The sequence below is a fragment of the Flavobacterium paronense genome, assembly GCF_030409795.1.
Taxonomy (GTDB): domain Bacteria; phylum Bacteroidota; class Bacteroidia; order Flavobacteriales; family Flavobacteriaceae; genus Flavobacterium; species Flavobacterium paronense.
Window position 1 is genome coordinate 2,140,089 of sequence record NZ_JAUFQN010000019.1, and the last position, 18,687, is coordinate 2,158,775.

14 protein-coding genes, 1 tRNA gene and 1 rRNA gene are annotated in these 18,687 nt (G+C 33.9%); 7 read left to right on the top strand and 9 right to left on the bottom strand.

What is annotated here, in order from left to right; all coding sequences use genetic code 11:
* Positions 1-97 precede the first annotated feature (97 nt).
* Together QWY90_RS10600 and QWY90_RS10605 are read left to right on the top strand one after the other, a co-directional pair.
* On the top strand, positions 98-1,192 hold the full coding sequence (locus tag QWY90_RS10600) for a hypothetical protein (RefSeq protein WP_290285902.1): 1,095 nt from the start codon (positions 98-100) through the stop codon (positions 1,190-1,192).
* A 31-nt stretch (positions 1,193-1,223) separates the two neighbouring features.
* Positions 1,224-3,263, top strand: a complete 2,040-nt coding sequence (locus QWY90_RS10605; RefSeq protein ID WP_290285903.1) for a T9SS type A sorting domain-containing protein — start codon at positions 1,224-1,226, stop codon at positions 3,261-3,263.
* 39 nt (positions 3,264-3,302) lie between these two features.
* Here QWY90_RS10605 and QWY90_RS10610 read toward each other — a convergent pair whose 3' ends face one another.
* Genes QWY90_RS10610 through QWY90_RS10620 form a run of 3 tightly spaced genes read right to left on the bottom strand, consistent with a single transcriptional unit; the run spans position 3,303 to position 5,226 of the window.
* Positions 3,303-4,259, bottom strand: a complete 957-nt coding sequence (locus tag QWY90_RS10610) for an ion channel (protein ID WP_290285904.1) — start codon at positions 4,257-4,259, stop codon at positions 3,303-3,305.
* 8 nt (positions 4,260-4,267) lie between these two features.
* Entirely contained in the window at positions 4,268-4,765 is a 498-nt protein-coding gene (locus QWY90_RS10615) for a GNAT family N-acetyltransferase (protein WP_290285905.1), read from the bottom strand.
* Positions 4,762-5,226: a DUF1801 domain-containing protein gene (locus tag QWY90_RS10620; RefSeq protein WP_290285906.1), complete on the bottom strand. Its 465-nt coding sequence runs from the start codon at positions 5,224-5,226 to the stop codon at positions 4,762-4,764. The genes QWY90_RS10615 and QWY90_RS10620 overlap by 4 nt, the downstream gene beginning before the upstream one ends.
* Positions 5,227-5,301: 75 nt before the next feature.
* Here QWY90_RS10620 and QWY90_RS10625 point away from each other — a divergent pair, with 75 nt between their 5' ends.
* Complete coding sequence (locus QWY90_RS10625) at positions 5,302-6,357, top strand: DUF3667 domain-containing protein (RefSeq protein WP_290285907.1); 1,056 nt, start codon at positions 5,302-5,304, stop codon at positions 6,355-6,357.
* 10 nt (positions 6,358-6,367) lie between these two features.
* On the top strand, positions 6,368-7,393 hold the full coding sequence (locus QWY90_RS10630; RefSeq protein ID WP_290286967.1) for a M28 family peptidase: 1,026 nt from the start codon (positions 6,368-6,370) through the stop codon (positions 7,391-7,393).
* Positions 7,394-7,439: 46 nt separating this feature from the next.
* Here QWY90_RS10630 and QWY90_RS10635 read toward each other — a convergent pair.
* From QWY90_RS10635 to QWY90_RS10650, 4 genes are all read right to left on the bottom strand, one after another.
* Positions 7,440-7,513: transfer RNA gene (locus tag QWY90_RS10635), tRNA-His, on the bottom strand.
* A 62-nt stretch (positions 7,514-7,575) separates the two neighbouring features.
* Positions 7,576-8,292: a bacillithiol biosynthesis deacetylase BshB1 gene (gene bshB1 / locus QWY90_RS10640; protein WP_290285908.1), complete on the bottom strand. Its 717-nt coding sequence runs from the start codon at positions 8,290-8,292 to the stop codon at positions 7,576-7,578.
* A 76-nt stretch (positions 8,293-8,368) separates the two neighbouring features.
* A complete protein-coding gene (locus tag QWY90_RS10645; protein WP_290285909.1) occupies positions 8,369-9,433 on the bottom strand; it encodes an isochorismate synthase in 1,065 nt (354 codons plus the stop codon).
* Positions 9,433-9,855 carry a PaaI family thioesterase gene (locus QWY90_RS10650; protein WP_290285911.1) on the bottom strand — a complete coding sequence of 141 codons (423 nt, stop codon included), beginning with the start codon at positions 9,853-9,855 and terminating at the stop codon, positions 9,433-9,435. Before QWY90_RS10650 ends, QWY90_RS10645 begins: the two co-directional genes overlap by 1 nt.
* Positions 9,856-10,031: 176 nt before the next feature.
* Between QWY90_RS10650 and QWY90_RS10655 the strand changes: the two genes are divergently transcribed.
* Positions 10,032-11,570: a hypothetical protein gene (locus QWY90_RS10655; protein WP_290285912.1), complete on the top strand. Its 1,539-nt coding sequence runs from the start codon at positions 10,032-10,034 to the stop codon at positions 11,568-11,570.
* Between the two features lie 56 nt (positions 11,571-11,626).
* On the opposite strand, the gene QWY90_RS10660 is transcribed toward QWY90_RS10655, so the two are convergent.
* Entirely contained in the window at positions 11,627-13,894 is a 2,268-nt protein-coding gene (locus tag QWY90_RS10660) for a DUF7619 domain-containing protein (RefSeq protein ID WP_290285913.1), read from the bottom strand.
* 182 nt (positions 13,895-14,076) lie between these two features.
* Here QWY90_RS10660 and purL point away from each other — a divergent pair, with 182 nt between their 5' ends.
* The gene (gene purL / locus QWY90_RS10665; RefSeq protein WP_290285914.1) at positions 14,077-17,760 is read left to right on the top strand and encodes a phosphoribosylformylglycinamidine synthase; all 3,684 of its coding nucleotides are present in this window, start codon (positions 14,077-14,079) and stop codon (positions 17,758-17,760) included.
* 11 nt (positions 17,761-17,771) lie between these two features.
* On the top strand, positions 17,772-18,212 hold the full coding sequence (locus QWY90_RS10670; protein ID WP_290285915.1) for a hypothetical protein: 441 nt from the start codon (positions 17,772-17,774) through the stop codon (positions 18,210-18,212).
* A 266-nt stretch (positions 18,213-18,478) separates the two neighbouring features.
* On the opposite strand, the gene rrf is transcribed toward QWY90_RS10670, so the two are convergent.
* Positions 18,479-18,588, bottom strand: a 5S ribosomal RNA gene (rrf, locus tag QWY90_RS10675).
* Positions 18,589-18,687: the final 99 nt, after the last annotated feature.

Below are 18,687 nucleotides of genomic sequence, written 5' to 3' on the forward strand. Positions count from 1 at the left end.
CATAATATAAACAAACTCGTTTTATCTTTTAGAAATTATAATAAATTTTAGAAGGTCATTAAATTATTATTATATTTGGTCTGCATTTTAATAATTTATGAAAAAATATTACTTTCTCTCGGTTGCAATTCTTCTAACACTTTGCATTTTTATTTCATGTTCTGAAAAAGGTGATGAATATATTCCGGTTTCTCCGGTTACTGCTGATTTAACTTTAGTTCCTTATCAGAAACTTTCGGATTATCATTTTTTTGAAGGCGATATAAAAGACCAAATTCCATCATTGAATGTTATTCCGTATGAACCTGCCAGTTCACTTTTCACGGATTATGCTTCTAAAAAAAGATTTATTTGGATGCCATCTGGTGTTGCAGCGACTTATGTTGCCGACAATAAGATTCTTAATTTTCCGGTTGGAACCGTTTTGATAAAATCCTTTTATTACAATACTATCCAACCCGGAAATGTTACAAAAATTATTGAAACCAGATTAATGATACGAAAAGAAGATGGTTGGAAATTTTATGAATATTTATGGAACGACGAACAAACTGAAGCTAATTTAGTTTCTGGTGTAGACTTTACTAATGGAAGTTCAAAAACAATTACGTTTACAAAACCTAGTGGCGAAACAGTGACTACAGACTACAGAATACCTTCAGATGCTGAATGTTTTGCTTGTCATAAAATTAATGAAACTGGAACACCAATTGGTGTTAAACCACAAAATTTAAATCATAATCACACCTACGGTAATGCGAGTAAAAAGATTTTACAAAAATTAGTTGACCAGGGTTATTTAGAAAGTTTTCCGTCTACAATCGTTTCAACCATAGATTATCACGATACAACACAACCAATAGATTTAAGACTACGGTCCTATTTAGATGCCAACTGCGCCCATTGCCATCAAGATCAAGCGCGTTGTTATTACAGACCAATTCGATTGCCTTTTAGTCAAACAAATATTGACTCCAATATTGGTATTTGTTTAGAAGCTGATGAACAAATTAGTGCCACATTAATAAAGGTAATTAGTCCTGGTAACTATAATAAATCAATCATGCATTATCGATTAATGTCTAACGAAGAAAGTGAAAGGATGCCATTGCTTGGGAGAACTATTGTTCATGATGAAGGTGTTGCACTTTTAGAACAGTATATTTCGTCATTAACCCAGACTTGCAATTAATGCTTTAAAATAATTATACAAAAAACGTATTATGAAAAAAATTACATCTGCTCTTTTTACATTTTTTAGTGTATCATTTGCAATAGCGCAATCAACTTGTGCTACTGCAGTACCTGTTGCCCTAAATTCTACTACAACAGCTCCTGCATTTACAAGTGAAAACGGAACAGCTCCAACACTATTGTGTGGTTTACAAGGAGGTACGGCTGTTAAGGGTAAATGGTATAAGTTCACAGCTACACAAAATATCAATATAACGGTTTCTACACTTTTAGCTCAAAATAATAATAGTGACACACGTTTAGTAGTTTATTCCGGAGATTGTAGTTCATTAGTTTGTATCGATTCAAATGATGATTACAATGGAGCATTATCTTCTCAAATAACTTTTGCAGCGACAACAAACACAACGTATACGTTTGCTTTTGATAACAAATACAGTTCGTTAGCTTTTGACTTTACAGTAATGGAAGCCGCACCAGTTGGTCCTGATAGATTATCATTTACATCTCAGGCTATAACAGGTGTAACAGGTGGTTATAACAACTGTATTGTTGATATGAATGGTGACTATTTAGATGATATTGTATCGGCGGTAGACGTCACTCATCTAGCAATAACTTATCAACAACCTGGTGGTACTTTTTCTACAACAACATATACAGTTCCAAACACAACTGTATTACCATCATGGAGTATTGCTGCTGGTGATTATGACAATAATGGTTATAATGATTTAGTTTATGGCTCTGGAAGTGGTGTTTGTTTCCTTAAAGCAAATAGCAACGGATCTGCTTATACAAGTGATAGAAAAACACAATCGTATTTAGTACAAAGAACAAATTTTATAGACATCAATAATGATGGAAAACTGGATGCATTTGCTTGTGATGACAATGCACCAAACCGATATTATATGAACGACGGAACCAATTTAAATCATAACCAAGGTGGTATTGGTGATTTCCCATCCGGTGGAAATTATGCTTCTAATTGGTTTGATTATGATAATGATGGTGATGTTGATATGTATCTTGCAAAATGTGGTCAAGGTGGATCGGGTGTTGGTGGAAATATTGATATGTTGCTTAAAAACAATGGCAACGGAACTTATACAAATGTAGCAGCAGAAGCTAATATGGCTAATCCAGAACAAACTTGGTCAGGAGCTTGTGGTGATTTTAATAATGATGGTTGGATGGATGTGATTGTTGGGGTAAACTCGGCTTCTAATGGATTTACTAATGTCAAAAAAAATAATGGTGACGGAACATTTACAAGCGTAACTGCCGGCTCTGGTTATGACACAAATACTTTTATGGGTAGAGAATATGTAGCTCAGGATTTTGACAATGATGGATTTTTAGATGTATTAGGCTCTGGTAACAATATCATGTTTGGCGATGGTAATTTTCACTTTACTCCTAACCCTAACATGTACAATATATCTAGTGTTGACAGACCTATTGGGGATTTAAATAATGATGGGTTTTTAGACATTCAAAATGGCAGTAATGTTTTATTTAATAATGGCAATACGAATAAATGGTTGAATGTTGATTTACAAGGAATTCAAAGTAACCGAAACGGAATTGGTGCAAGAGTTGAAATTCATGGTTCTTGGGGACAACAAATCAGATATGTACAAAGCGGAACAGGGTTTGAGAATATGAGTACTATAACCGCTCATTTTGGACTTGGGCAAGCAACTACTATTGATCAAGTAGTTATAAAATGGCCGTCAGGAATTATTGATACCATTAACAATGTGACCACTAACAGCAGGCTTTTGGTAGTGGAAGGTTCAACATTAGCTATCAATTCATATAACAATGGTGTATTCTCAATTTATCCAAATCCAGCTAAAAATGTAGTCAACATTCAGTTGCAACAAAATTCTAATGTGATGCTTAATTCAGCTATAGTATACGATTTAACTGGAAAAGTAGTGCTTACACTAAATGATGTAAGTCAACCAATTAATGTTGAGAAACTGACCACCGGAACTTATATCTTATCAATTTCTGATTCTGAAGGCAGAAGCTATTCTCAAAAATTTATTAAAAAATAAAAAATATAGATTAATAAAAAAGTAAAGCTGTAGAGAAATCTACAGCTTTACTTTTTCAAATGAATTTAGTTTATCTATGTGAAGTACCGTTTTATTTTGATTATCACTGCGTGAAAACATCGGTAAAAATTTAGCTCCATAAACTATCTCATCAAACGAGTAAGAAGCCCGTTTTACTACTGTCGTGCTAAACATATCATCAAAGACCTTCAGAAATACTAAGAATTCACCATCAATGTTTTTATAATCTTCTTTAGTCAAATTAAATAAGGGACTATTTTCTGTTATCGGATGTACCAATGTCCAACTCAAATTCAACGCATTTATTTTTGACAATTCTAAATCAAGTGTATAAAACTTGTTTACTAAAACCCCGTTTTCCTCCAATTTCATTCCGAGTGTTATTTTGGCTTCAGCATCGGTCAGATTAGTGTTTTTGAATGGTGTCAATCGCATCATCAAAGCGGTTCCGTTTTGAAAAGGAGCAATCAAAGCATTTACTGAAAATTTTATATGGGCTTTCGGCTTACTGAATCTTCCATAAAACAAACCGGTAGCAATAGCAAAACTCAGCAGACCAAATAAGGCTTCAACTGCCGCAACAAAACTAGTTGCAAACCCACTTGGACTAATATGTCCGTAACCAACCGTGGTAAATGTTTGTATACTAAAGAAAAAGGCTTGTCCAAATTTCTCTAAAGCGGTTGTGGCTGTCATTCCGTTTAAATGCTCAACACCAACAGCATAATACAAACTGGCGAAAATAAAATTCACTAAAAAATAAAATAATACTATGATAACTAAAAATTTCCATCTCGGAATATTGAGCATCGTGTGATACCAACTAATACTTTCAAAAAGACCGATACCTGATTTTTTGACATTAGCATTACCGTTTTTAGTAATAAACCGGCCGCCATAACTGGACGCATTGGTTCCAAAGCCTGTATTGACATCTGATTTTGCTTTGCTGTTTATCTTTTTTAGAAACTTCATAGTTGTATTTAAATTGATTTTTCCATAACATAATCATCCATTACATAACCATTACCTATATCGAGAATTTCTTCAAAACTTATTTCAAAACCTAATCTTTCATAAAACCGAACGGCTATGTTTTTTTTATTCACGTTCAAAATCAATCCTTTTTGATGACGCTCTTTTGCCTGTTTTATAATAAAAGTAATGAGTTCTTTTCCGATGCCTTTCCCTTGTTGATTGGGCAAAATATAGATTTTATGCACTTTTGTTTTAGGTTTTTTAATGTAATTGAATTCATAGGAAGCAAAGCCCAAAACCGTTTCACCTTCTTTTGCCAAAATAAAACGATGCTTTTTAGCATTGGCTTGCAACTGCAACGAGGGAATACTGTACATCATTTTCATCATATAATCGAGCTGCTCCTGACTTAAAATCGCACCATAAGCTATTGGCCAAACCTCTTTAGCTATGGCTCTTATACTGTTAAAATTTTCGTCGGTGTTATTTTGTATTGCAATCATTTAGTCCTTGATTTCCAGTTGTATTCATACATAGTAATCCAATCTTCTACTGAAATTTTGGTTGCCAATTCACCTATTAATTCAAAAGGGATATCGTCCAACTTCTTAAAACGAAGACAACCTTTTCCTGTGTCTATTTTGTTTTTAGCGCATTTCGAATATTCTGTAACAAACCAATCTAATAAATTTTTATCGCCATAAATTCCCATGTGATATAAAGCAATAAAGTTTTTCTGCGAAGCTAAATTAATGAAAGGCAGTGGTAATTTTGGTGTACAATGATAACCCGCCGGATAAATAGAATGCGGCACCACAAAACCCAACATTCCATAGCTAATAACTTCTTCAAAACCTTTTGGCAAATTATCTTTTATAGCATTTCGAAGTTTTAGCATGGCTTGTTTTCTATCTTCCGGTAATTCAGCTAAATATTGTTCTGGTGTTGTAGCCTTTGATTGCATGGTTTTATATTTTGTGTCTCAAAAATAGAAATAATTTTAATAGATTTACATTTTGATTTTTTATAACCATTTCTTATGTCCAAAAGTCCTTTAAGAAAAGACAAAACTTGCCTGAATTGTAATTACGTTGTAGAAAATAGATTTTGTCCCAATTGTGGACAAGAAAACACGGATACCCGTAAAACTTTTCACCATTTATTTATCCATTTTTTTGAAGATTTAACGCATTATGAAAATGCCTTTTGGAAAACCATAAAAAACTTATTCCTTAAACCCGCTTCGCTTACTAAAGAATATCTTTCGGGCAAGCGCCTTTCCTATTTGGCTCCTGTTAGACTGTATATTTTCATCAGCTTTGTGACGTTCTTTCTGATTACCATATTTCCGACTAATCCTGATGACTTAGTCAATACAGATCAAACGACAACTGTACCTGTAAAAGATAAAAACGGTGTGGTTAAAGATAGTGTTATTGAAAAAAAAATAAAGCTTTCTGAAATGATAAAAGCCGATGAGGAAGCACAAAAAAAGAAGCATGTAACCAATCAAGAGCAAAATGAAGGGTTTTTAAATTTTGGTTACAAAAATGTAAAAGAATTAGATTCCTTGCAAAAAAATGGTCCTGCCAATCAAAAACTAAATGATATTGAATACACTATTGTTAAAAAATCATTGATAGTCAAAGCCAAAAACACTAAGGAAGAAATGATGGAGAAGTTTTTGGAAGAAGCACAACACAATTTTCCTAAAGTATTATTTATTTATATGCCGCTTTTTGCCTTGGTATTATGGCTTTTTCATGGCAAAAAACGTTGGTATTATTTTGATCACGGAATCTTTACATTACACTACTTCTCCTTTTTATTACTTTCGGTATTGCTGATTTTCTTTTTCAAAAAAATAATGGATTGTTTTGTCGAAAATTCGTTTACGCATTTCATTAGAATTCTTGGCAAAGCCATTACTTATATTTGGATGTTTTACTATTTTTTCCCAGCACATCATCGATTTTATGGGGAAACTAGGATTATTTCATTCTTAAAAAGTATAACCATGTTTTGCATCAATGTTGTTTTAATAAGCGCCTTACTTTTAGCATTTATAATATACACCTTTATCAATATCCATTAAAAAAATCATGATTAAAAAAACAATTGCATTAGTACTGTTTACTTTTTTATTATTAAGCTGCTCAACTCAGAGAGTAATTGTACAAAAAACTGAATCTCCATCTGATGATTTTAAAAACATAACAATCGAGAGTTTAAAGGCTAATTTAACTGCTATTGCTTCAGACGAAATGCAAGGAAGAGACACAGGAAGTGAAGGTCAAAAAAAAGCGGGCCGTTATATAATTGATTTCTACAAAAAACATGGCGTTGGTTTCCCGAAAGGAGCTACTGATTATTACCAACATATTCCTGCGGCGTATTTATATGCCAAAAGCAATGATGTTCTTCCCGACTCTGAAAACATTTGGGCCTTTATTGAAGGTTCAGAAAAACCAGAGGAAATTGTGGTTGTTTCTGCGCATTATGATCATATCGGAATTAAAAATGGAGAAGTTTATAATGGTGCCGATGATGATGGCTCAGGAACAGTAGCCATTATGGAAATTGCTGCTGCTTTTCAAAAAGCTAAAGAGGAAGGTCATGGTCCAAAACGCTCCATCTTAATTTTACACATGACAGGTGAAGAACACGGTTTGCTTGGTTCGGAATTTTATTCTGAAAACCCATTGTTTCCTGTCACTAATACTGTTGCAGATGTTAATATTGACATGATTGGAAGACGCGATAAATTTCATGAAAACAGTAATAATTATGTGTATTTAATTGGCTCCGATTATTTGTCGACTGATTTATATAACGTTTGTGAAGACGTTAATAAGAAATATAATTTCCTGAATATTGATTATAAATACAATGATAAAAGCGATCCAAACCACTTCTACTATCGTTCTGACCATTATAACTTTGCCAAAAACGGAATTCCGGTAGTTTTCCTTTTTAACGGAACCCATGAAGATTATCACAGAGCGACAGACGAAGTAAGCAAAATAGAATTTGATGCTTTAACCAGCAGAACAAAATATGGGTTTGCTATTGTTAGTGAAATTGCTAACCGCGAAAATAAATTAGTAGTTGATAAGACCGATAGTAAATAATAGCAAAACAAAAAAAGTCCTGAAACATCAGGACTTTTTACTTAAGGGTGGCTGACCGGGTTCGAACCGGCGACCCTCGGCACCACAAACCAATACTCTAACCAGCTGAGCTACAACCACCATTTTTAACGAGTGCAAATATATTATAAATCTTTGCGTTTGCAAAGAAAAAATTTAAAAAGTTACTTTAAATCGCTTAAGCTATTGACTGCCAAATGTCTTTCGACAGTGAAACCTTCAGCATGCTCTACACCAACTAATCTTCCAAAATCCTGCGAACGATAATGTATACTTTCCAGGAAATTTTTAGTTGCAATTGGCGTTACTGGTTCGTTAGAATTTTCAGAATAAAACTGTGAAGCATATGCCAAAATTGAATCCGTTTTTTTATCTACAAATCCAGAGATATCTACCACAAAATCAGGCTCAATATTTTCCCATTGAATATAATGATAAACCACTTTTGGTCTCCAGGCTTCTTGCCCTTCACCTTCAAAATCAGTTTCTATTCTTCTCAAACCTGACAAAAAACAAGCATCTGAAACTAATTTACTTCCTTTACCGTGGTCTATATGTCGATCACGAATAGCATTACAAAGCACTATTTCCGGTCTATACTTTCTAATCATTTCGATGATTTTAAGTTGATGTGCTTCATCGTTTACAAAAAAACCATCTCTCATATTCAGATTTTCGCGAACTGATATTCCCAGAATTTCGGCAGCAAGCGCCGATTCAGATTCTCTGATTTCAACAGAACCGCGGGTTCCTAATTCACCTCGGGTTAAATCTACAATGCCAACTTTTTTTCCTAAAGAAATTTCTTTGGCAATAGTTCCGCTGCAACCTAATTCCACATCGTCAGGATGTGCGCCAAAAGCCAATATATCTAGTTTCATATGTTTAATTATCCGTTAATTATTGCCAAAATTATCAATTATCAATTATCAATTATCAATTATCAATTATCAATTATCAATTTATAATTTTTTTCATTGTCATTGATTTATTGACCGTTTCAATGTATTCATCAGAAGGAATACTATCTTTTGTAATTCCGCAACCTATGTACAGTTGTGCTTTATTCTTGATGATTTTCATACATCTTAAATTGACAAATAAATCGGTTTGCAAGGTTCTAAAAGTAACCAAATCAATATTCAATTCACCTAAAAAACCTGAATAATATTCTCTATTATATCCTTCATTGGCTAGTATAAATTCCTTTGCTGCTTGTTTTGGTAATCCACAAACCGCTGAAGTTGGATGCAAGGCTGTTATGATTTTTTTTAGTGACTTTTTCGATTTTAATCGGGCTAAAATATCTGATTTAATATGCCACAAATTACCGGCTTGAAATGAATAAGGGCTTGAAATGGTAATTTCTTTAACCAAATCTTCTAAACTATCCACAATAAAATCTGTCACAAGTTGTTGCTCTGTTTCCTCTTTATTTTGCCAAATAATAGTCTTCGAATTCTTTGCCAACTGTGTTCCTGCAAGCGCAACAGTCTTTAATGCAGTACCGTCGGTTTTTAAAAATTGCTCTGGAGTGGCACCAAGCCAAGTACCAATTTTTGGATGAAAAAAACAATACTTAAAAGCACTCGAATAAAGACTTATCATTTTATTCATTGTAATTTCAATATCAAAATCGGGATTGTCTATCTCTTCTTTTCTAGATAAAACAACTTTCAAAAACTTATTTTCATTAATAGCTTTTACTGCTTTGGCAACTAAATCCTCAAAAAAATCATTGCTGGTTACGCTATTTGTTTTTGATGTTCTATTTTCAAAAAAATAATCACCCAAATTTACATTTTCAACATATACATCGGAATGTTCCAAAGGAATAAATGGAACTTCTTCTGCATCAAACGGAGCAAAAACAAAACCTTTTTCTTCAAAACTATCTAAAAAATAAAGATGGTCATTCTTTTGAAACACTCCGACAATCTTATCTGAATCGGGTTTACAAAACAACACAAATGGCAATTTTTGCTCTTGATGGGTTTTGACTTTTATAAATAAATCCGTCATTATCTTCTTGGTAAAATCATATTAGTCAGTTTACAAAGTGAAATTAACTTCCCTTCTTCATCGGTAATTTTTATTTCCCAAAGGTGAATGCTTCTACCCTGATGAATAATTTTTGCGGTACAAAAAACCGTTCCTTCCCTTTTACTTTTTAAATGATTCGCTGAAATTTCAATGCCTCGGCTTTCCTGTTTTTCGGGATTGATATACATTAGTGATGCTGCACTCCCAACACTTTCTGCCAAAGCAACTGTTGCACCTCCATGCAGTAATCCCATCGGCTGATGGACTCTAGAATTAACTGGCATTTTTGCAGTTAAAAAACCTTCTCCTGCATCAATATACTCAATTTCTAGTGTTTCCATCAACGTATTTTTGCACCAATCGTTACAAAGTTGGAGGATTTTATCTTTATCGAATGACATAGCTTTTTTTTGTAAAAATACTACTTATTTAGCATTTGAAAAACAAATCAAGTTTGGGTTTTAATTATCAATTATAATAAAACCTACATTTTTGCGTTAATTAAATAGAATTTTCAAATTAACACATTTCCAAATTTTCAAATTAATACTTACATTTACCAAAATTACTATTGCAGATGCGTAAACTCATTATTCTTTTTTTTGTTGGTTTAGCCATTACCGTTAGTTCTTGTCGCCAAGACTTTGTTTTTGAAAAAAGTAACGGAAAATTAAGTTTCTCTAAAGACACCATTTACTTAGACACTGTTTTCACCAATATTGGCTCTAGTACTTACACTTTAAAAGTTTACAACAAAAGTAGCAAGGATATCAAAATCCCAACCATTAGGCTAGCTAAAGGCGTGGGAACAAAATACAGAATTACCGTTGACGGAATGACAGGCGATGAAAACAGAGTTTTCCATGATGTTGAATTATTGGCAAAAGACAGCATGTATATTTTCATAGAAACTACAGCAGGAATAGGTGATGCCAACCCTTCTGACTTTCTTTATACCGATCAAATAGAATTTGACAGCGGTGCTAATTTGCAAAAAGTAGAATTGGTCACACTTATACAGGATGCTTATTTTATTTTTCCAAATAAGCAAAACGGGATTACTGAATCAATACCAATAGGTTTTAACGATGATGGAACAATACTTGAAACCAACGGCCGAAACCTAAGTCACAACCATCTTGATAATGGTGATGAATACTTGTTTAAAACGGACAAACCTTATGTAGTTTATGGTTACGCCAGTGTCCCCAATGGAGAAACATTAACTATACCCGCTGGAGCAAGGGTTCACTTTCATGCCGATTCCGGATTAGTTGTGCAACAAGGCGGAACACTACATGTTAACGGAACAGCTTCTGCAACTGATGCTTTAGAAAACGAAGTTATTTTTGAAGGCGATCGTTTAGAACCAGATTTCTCTAGTGTACCCGGACAATGGGGAACTGTTTATCTTCGACAAGGAAGTGGCACAAACAATCATAGAATTAAAAATTTAACTATCAAAAATGCTGTTATAGGTTTGTTGATTGAACCTAATATAGGCGCACCAATTGCCATTGAAAACACTCAAATTTACGACTGTTCTAATTATGGTATTTTTTCATCTAACAGTAGAATAGACGGAAAAAAAATAGTCATTAATACTTGTGGTCAATTTTGTTTAGCAACAGTCTATGGTGGTGATTACAATTTTACTAACTGCACTTTTAATAATAATTGGAGTAGTTCAAAACAATTGGCAGTTTATGTAGCAGATTATTTTAAAGATACTGATACAGAGTTTTTCCCACTTCAAGCCAATTTTACAAATTGCATTATTTACGGTTCTAATACCAATGAACTTATTTTAAATAAAAAAGGGACAATATTTAACAGCAGCTTCCAAAATTGTTTAGTAAAACTAAATGTTTCCAGTGGATCAATAATCCTTACCAACATATTGTATGATGCAATCAGATTAGAACAAAACGGAAATCTTGTAAACAAAAAACCAGATTTCTTTGACATAAGCAAAAACAAACTAGTCATTGGTGAAGATTCTTTTGCTAAAGGAACTGGAATTGATGCCGGAATTCCGTTTGATATTCTCGGAAATCCAAGAGTTAGCCCTTTTGATATAGGGGCATACAATTGGATAACTTTTCCATCAAATTAATTTACTTCTCAAGTATAAAAAAAGCTTCTTTATAAAGAGTCTTTTTTTATACTTTTTTATTTTTTTATAAACTTACTGCTTGTAATTCCTTTATCTGTAACTAACTTGATAAAGTAATTCCCTGTTTTAAGATTGGAAACATCGATGGCGTCCAATTGATTTATATTAGGATAAGTCAAGACCAACTGACCTAAAGTGTTATAAACTGAAATAGATTTTAAAGAAATGTCTTTTACGGCCTTAATATTTAAAATGGTATTAGTTGGATTGGGAAATAAGTTAAAATAATTTGAAAATTCAAAGTCTTGAGTTGCTAAAGCCTGAATAGTAGTGGTAGCCGTATTGGTAACTACCGGAAAATTATAATCAAAATAAATACCGGCATTATTGCTAAAGCTGTCACCAACAATCAAGGTAGGTTTGGTTTTAATCTTAAATGTTATATAGCCGTCATTATTGGCATCATCAAAAGGCAAATTGATATTTTCAAAAATAAACTCAACTTTATTGTCTTTTATCCTTGTAACAAAAGGATGACTCGAACTCTGAGGAAATAAAGAGGAAATGTCAAATTTAGTCAAGTCAATCAAATCCGTTACAACTACATTTTCAGCGGCATAGGTACCGGTATTTTCAAAACGTATCATATAGTGAACATACGCTCCAATCATATTAGGTTCAACGACATTACCTTCAATACATGTTTTATCATTAGGATCAATAGAACCGACAACAACCTGTCTTAAATCGCTAGAATTATCACTTGTATATTCATCTCCGGTTAATGGCGTTATAGTTGATGAAAATTTTATTACATCTCCAACATTAACTGCAGGAACTTCAACAGAAGAATTGATATTTAATTTAACTTCAATTTGCCTAATTTCAAAAGGCTGCAGATTAGCATAATTCCAACTCAACAAGCTATAACTTTGATTGTTTTGTGTTGGGATGGCGGAAACAAAATCCATATGATCATCATCAAAAGCAAAAGTTAGGCTTCCGGATACAGTGGTATTCCCTTTATTTTTGTACAGAATTCTATATCGTGCATCAAAGCCTGGTCTGGCAGCTGTCAATGGAATAATCCATATCTCAACATCTTGATGAGTACCATTTGGTGTAATGCAAAAATTTTGATTAAAAGGACTTGCTTGAGTTGGAAATGTTACTTGAAAATTTGCTGGGGAAATAGTGAAATAAGATGGAGTTTCTGAGACTGGAGTAATTGTATGAGTACCATTAAAAAGTGGGAAATTATAATTACCATTTAAATCCGAGACAACATTTACACTATTACTTCCACTTGCAATAAATAATTTTAGGTTAGGATAATTCAAATCACTGACATCGCAGCCATTATTTTGAGAATCAAATTTTGAGTTTCCTTGTATCGTGTAATAGTTACCACCTGGAGAAAATGTACAATATGCATTGAGGTTACAATTGGTATAATTATATCCCGCTAATTTGGTTTGAAATGAGGCAAGATTAGCTTCATCAACACATAAATATTCCAAATTAGGAACTTGTGGAAAGTCAATATTAGCCATCTCATTATAAGTAAAAGTCTTTCCTGCTTTTAGAAAAACTCTCTTGAGATTGCTATTATAACCAAAGTGAAATGATTGTTGATTGCTGAAATTATTAAGATATAATTCTTCCATTAAATTTCCTTCACAAAAAATAGTTCTTAAATTATTCAACCCGCTCACATCAAGACTTGTTAGTTGATTATAATAGCATATCAAAATCCTCAAATTTATCAAAGCACTCACATCTAAATTAGTCAAATGACTTTCTCCGCAATAAAGTTCTTCCAAGTTAATTAGATGACTTAAATCTAAATTGGGAAGGTAATTATGGAAAATTGGGATACTATTATTCCCATAAGAAAGGCTTATTAAATGGGTAAGACCACTAATGTTCAGATTGGTAAGTATATTACTATCACATCTGAATATTTGCAAATTTGTTAAACTCGAAACATCTAGGTCAGAAATCTGATTGAATGCACAATCTAAATCATACACATTTGTGAAATATTCAATTCCTATCAACGAAGTAATATTATTAGGCCCAGTACCATCATAGTTTGAACGAACATCCAAGTAATATACTTCTAATGCCTCACTTACTTCAATTTCACCATCGTTATTAGAATCTATCTTAAAATAGGCATTCGAAATGTTTTTTGCAGTCCAGTTATTTGGCGAAGCTAAAAGCAATTTTGCCTTAAAATTAGCATCAGGAAAATTAATTACCTGCGCTTGCAAAAAAGTTGTAAAAACAAAAAAAATAAAAGCGGTGTAAAAGTTCTTCATGATAATAATTTATGAGTCAAAAGTATAAAATATATTGTAAGATTTTTATAATAAATCACATTCTTGACAATTAGTTAAAAACTTATTTTTTACAAAACATTTTTTACTCTAAATTTGCAACTACAACAACACCCGAGGCGAGGCGAATTGCATGGAGCGCAGCGGAATAAAACAACAACACAATGATTCATTTCTTCGGAAACGAAAGTACCACTGTTTTTGCCGTACAATCGCAAAACGAACTTTCGGCTGAAACCATTTCAAAACTAAATTGGCTATTCGCTAACGCACATAAAATAGAAAAATCCGTCCTGACGGATTTTTTTATTGGTCCACGTGCCGCTATGATAACTCCATGGAGCACCAATGCGGTAGAGATTACAGAAAACATGGGAATTGAAGGCATCATCCGAATTGAAGAATTCCAAAAAGTTACTGCTGCTTTTACCGATTTTGATCCAATGCTTTCGCAGAAGTATGATGAATTACATCAGGACATTTTCTCTATAAACATCAAACCGGAACCTATTTTGGAAATTGATAATATTGCGGAATATAACAAACAAGAAGGTTTGTCATTAAGCGATGATGAAGTTATTTATTTAGAAAACCTATCCAAAAAACTAAACCGAAAACTTACCGATTCAGAAGTATTTGGTTTCTCCCAAGTAAATTCAGAACACTGTAGACACAAAATTTTCAACGGAATTTTTATCATTGATGGTGTCGAAAAGGAAATGTCTTTATTTAAAATGATAAAGAAAACTTCAGAATTGAATCCAAACGATATTGTTTCAGCCTATAAAGATAATGTAGCTTTTATTAAAGGTCCGAAGGTGACGCAATTCGCTCCAAAAACGGGTGATAAAGCCGATTTCTATCAGGAATCAGCATTCAATTCCGTGATCTCCATAAAAGCCGAAACCCATAATTTCCCAACTACAGTTGAACCATTTAATGGAGCTGCAACAGGATCCGGTGGAGAAATTCGCGACCGTTTAGCTGGTGGACAAGGATCATTACCACTAGCCGGAACAGCGGTTTACATGACATCCTATTCAAGATTAACCGAAAACCGTACATGGGAAAACGGGATGACCGAAAGAAAATGGCTGTACCAAACTCCAATGGATATTTTAATAAAAGCCTCCAATGGCGCTTCTGATTTTGGTAACAAATTTGGGCAACCTCTAATTACAGGTTCAGTTTTAACCTTCGAACACGAAGAAAATAATCGGAAGTTAGGTTTTGATAAAGTAATCATGCTTGCGGGTGGAATTGGCTACGGAAAAGAAGAACAAGCCAAAAAACACACACCAAAAAAAGGTGATAAAATTGTTGTCCTCGGCGGTGAAAATTACAGAATCGGAATGGGTGGTGCAGCTGTTTCATCTGCTGATACTGGCGCTTTTGGTTCTGGTATCGAACTTAACGCCATCCAACGTTCCAATCCCGAAATGCAAAAAAGGGCTGCCAATGCCATCAGAGCTATGGTAGAAAGCGATGTAAATCCGATTGTCTCCATTCACGATCACGGTGCTGGTGGCCATTTAAATTGTCTTTCTGAATTAGTAGAAGAAACAGGCGGTTTGATTGATTTAGATAAATTACCTCTGGGCGACCCAACATTATCAGCCAAAGAAATCATCGGAAACGAATCACAAGAGAGAATGGGATTGATTATCGGTAAAAACGATATCGAAACCCTTAGAAAAATTGCCGAGCGTGAACGTGCCCCAATGTATGAAGTGGGCGAAGTGACTGATAATCATCGTTTCACTTTTGAAAGCAAAACTACAGGTGCTAAACCAATGGATTTTGCTTTGAAAGATATGTTCGGGAGTTCTCCAAAAGTTATCATGACCGATACCAATTCTCAAATAAAATATACCGAAATAAATTATAGTCAAGATAAAATTCAACACTATTTAGAGCAAGTGTTGCAGCTTGAAGCGGTGGCTTGCAAAGATTGGTTAACCAATAAAGTCGACCGTTGTGTTGGCGGAAAAGTAGCCAAACAACAATGCGTTGGTCCGTTACAATTACCGTTAAACAATGTTGGGGTAATGGCATTAGACTTTCATGGAAAAGAAGGAATTGCAACATCAATAGGACATTCTCCTGTTTCAGCGCTAATAAATCCAACTGCAGGTTCCAGAAACTCTATAGGTGAAGCCCTGTCGAATATTGTTTTTGCTCCTTTGAAAGACAATTTGAAAAGCGTTTCACTTTCTGCCAACTGGATGTGGGCGTGTAAAAATGAAGGCGAAGATGCTCGATTATATGAAGCTGTAAAGGCGTGTTCTGATTTTGCCATCGAACTGGGAATTAATATTCCTACCGGAAAAGATTCACTTTCAATGAAGCAGAAATACCCTAATGAAGAAGTGATTGCACCAGGAACTGTTATCGTTTCAGCTGCTGGAAATTGCTCCAATATTACTAAAATAGTTGAACCCGTTTTACAAAGAAATGGTGGTTCCATTTATTATATCAATCTGTCACAAGACGAATTTAAATTGGGTGGAAGTTCATTTTCTCAAATATTAAATAAAATTGGAAACGATACACCAACAATTAAAAATGCAGATTTCTTTAAAAGAGGATTTAATACAATTCAGGATTTAATCAAAGACAGACAAATCGTTGCCGGACATGATATTGGTTCAGGTGGATTGATTACCACTTTATTAGAAATGTGTTTTGCAGATGTGAATTTGGGTGCAAAAATCGACTTCAATTCATTAGCTGAAAAAGATTTGGTTAAAATTTTATTCTCAGAAAACATTGCGTTGGTACTTCAGGCAAAAGATGATGCTACATTCGAAAAAGCCTTAAATTCAAATAGTGTTGAGTTCTTCAAAATCGGAAACGTTGTAGAATCAGGCAAATTAATAATTAGCCCCGCTCAGTTCGCCCAAGGCTCGAGTCAAAACTTAGAATTTAAAATTCAAAATAATAGAGATATTTGGTTCAAAACTTCTTTCCTGCTCGACCAAAAACAAACCAAAAACAACAAAGCCAAAGAACGTTTTGACAACTATTCAAATCAAAAATTAGAGTATAAATTCCCAGCCCATTTCACCGGAAAAAAACCTGAAATTGACAATGTAAATCCGCGTCCAAAAGCAGCTATTATTCGAGAAAAAGGAAGTAATTCGGAACGTGAGATGGCAAATGCATTGTATTTAGCAGGATTTGATGTCAAAGACATTCACATGACCGATTTGATTACGGGAAGAGAAAACCTTGAAGATGTTCAGTTTATTGGTGCCGTTGGTGGATTCTCCAATTCAGATGTGTTAGGTTCCGCTAAAGGTTGGGCCGGAGCTTTTAAATACAACGAAAAAGCCAACACTGCCTTAAAAAGCTTCTTCAAAAGAGAAGATACCCTTTCAGTCGGAATTTGTAATGGTTGTCAACTGTTCATGGAATTAGAATTAATAAATCCGGAACATAAAGTGCACGGAAAAATGCTTCACAATGACAGTCATAAACATGAGAGCATTTTTACTTCTGTAAAAGTTCAGGAAAATAATTCCATCATGCTCAAAACCTTAGCCGGTACAACACTTGGAGTATGGGTTTCACACGGTGAAGGAAAATTTAATTTGCCAGAAGCAGAAAATCAATATACTATTGTAGCAAAATATGGTTACGAAAGTTATCCGGCAAACCCAAATGGTTCCGATTATAACACAGCCATGCTATGTGACAAAACGGGTAGACACTTGGTTATGATGCCTCATATTGAACGTTCAACTTTTCCATGGAATTGGGCATATTATCCAACCGATAATAAAGACGAGGTCTCCCCTTGGATTGAGGCGTTTGTTAACGCAAGAAAATGGATTACTAATGAATAAATTTTATAATCATGAAATCAGTTAAAATTCTCTTTATTGTTTTTTTATTTGTAACTAACAGCTACGCGCAAACTAAAATTGAAGCCAAAGATGCAATTCATTACATTACTAACAGTATTGATTACCCAATAACTGGGACATACACATTTAAGGGAACTGAGCCAGTAGTCGAATTAAATGGAGGCGGAACAGGATTTTACCAATTGCATGAACAACCCAAAAGAGCGATGAATTGGGGAATAGAATGTGACGATTCAGGCGCACCAAAATTCATAAAAGGTTTCGATAGTGCTGCTTATACCCTTTGGTATCAGTATACAACAAAATCAGATTCTGATGAAGATGATGACATGAATTGGACAGCTGTAGAATTTACCATCCATTTCAATACTTTAAAAATGTTCATCCAAGGGGAACGAAGTAAAGATTATAATGAACCTACAGGGAAATAATTAAAACAACTAATTATTATCGAACATGCGTACCGCCAAAGTGCATTTTAGCGTCTCTTTTAATTGTTGAATAGCCCTCAACCAATTATAACATCGACGAGTTTACTTTATAAAGTCGCCGACTTTACATTTTAAAACCGCTTATAATATTGATATGATAGCTTTCTATTTGATAGTAAGAGGTGAACTTTAGTTTACCAATCCCGTAGGGATGTTATATAGGTAACAAAAAAAAGCCCTTCACTTTCGTGAAGGGCTCTTCTAAAAAAAGGCAGCGACATACTCTCCCACATAACTGCAGTACCATCTGCGCAGTCGGGCTTAACTTCTCTGTTCGGAATGGGAAGAGGTGAGCCCCGACGCAATAACCACCTTAAAAGGTTATAATTGCTTGAGCAACTATTTCCAACGTTAATTATCAATTATTAATTGTTAATTATCAATTGGACAATATCTTAACATACTGAGATAAAAA

What these genes read in the sequence shown, in the direction of transcription:
- QWY90_RS10600 (WP_290285902.1), top strand. Translation starts at nt 98, where the DNA reads ATGAAAAAATATTACTTTCTCTCGGTTGCAATTCTTCTAACACTTTGC.
- QWY90_RS10605 (WP_290285903.1), top strand. Translation starts at nt 1,224, where the DNA reads ATGAAAAAAATTACATCTGCTCTTTTTACATTTTTTAGTGTATCATTT.
- QWY90_RS10610 (WP_290285904.1), bottom strand. Translation starts at nt 4,259, where the DNA reads ATGAAGTTTCTAAAAAAGATAAACAGCAAAGCAAAATCAGATGTCAAT.
- QWY90_RS10615 (WP_290285905.1), bottom strand. Translation starts at nt 4,765, where the DNA reads ATGATTGCAATACAAAATAACACCGACGAAAATTTTAACAGTATAAGA.
- QWY90_RS10620 (WP_290285906.1), bottom strand. Translation starts at nt 5,226, where the DNA reads ATGCAATCAAAGGCTACAACACCAGAACAATATTTAGCTGAATTACCG.
- QWY90_RS10625 (WP_290285907.1), top strand. Translation starts at nt 5,302, where the DNA reads ATGTCCAAAAGTCCTTTAAGAAAAGACAAAACTTGCCTGAATTGTAAT.
- bshB1 (WP_290285908.1), bottom strand. Translation starts at nt 8,292, where the DNA reads ATGAAACTAGATATATTGGCTTTTGGCGCACATCCTGACGATGTGGAA.
- QWY90_RS10645 (WP_290285909.1), bottom strand. Translation starts at nt 9,433, where the DNA reads ATGACGGATTTATTTATAAAAGTCAAAACCCATCAAGAGCAAAAATTG.
- QWY90_RS10650 (WP_290285911.1), bottom strand. Translation starts at nt 9,855, where the DNA reads ATGTCATTCGATAAAGATAAAATCCTCCAACTTTGTAACGATTGGTGC.
- QWY90_RS10655 (WP_290285912.1), top strand. Translation starts at nt 10,032, where the DNA reads ATGCGTAAACTCATTATTCTTTTTTTTGTTGGTTTAGCCATTACCGTT.
- QWY90_RS10660 (WP_290285913.1), bottom strand. Translation starts at nt 13,894, where the DNA reads ATGAAGAACTTTTACACCGCTTTTATTTTTTTTGTTTTTACAACTTTT.
- purL (WP_290285914.1), top strand. Translation starts at nt 14,077, where the DNA reads ATGATTCATTTCTTCGGAAACGAAAGTACCACTGTTTTTGCCGTACAA.
- QWY90_RS10670 (WP_290285915.1), top strand. Translation starts at nt 17,772, where the DNA reads ATGAAATCAGTTAAAATTCTCTTTATTGTTTTTTTATTTGTAACTAAC.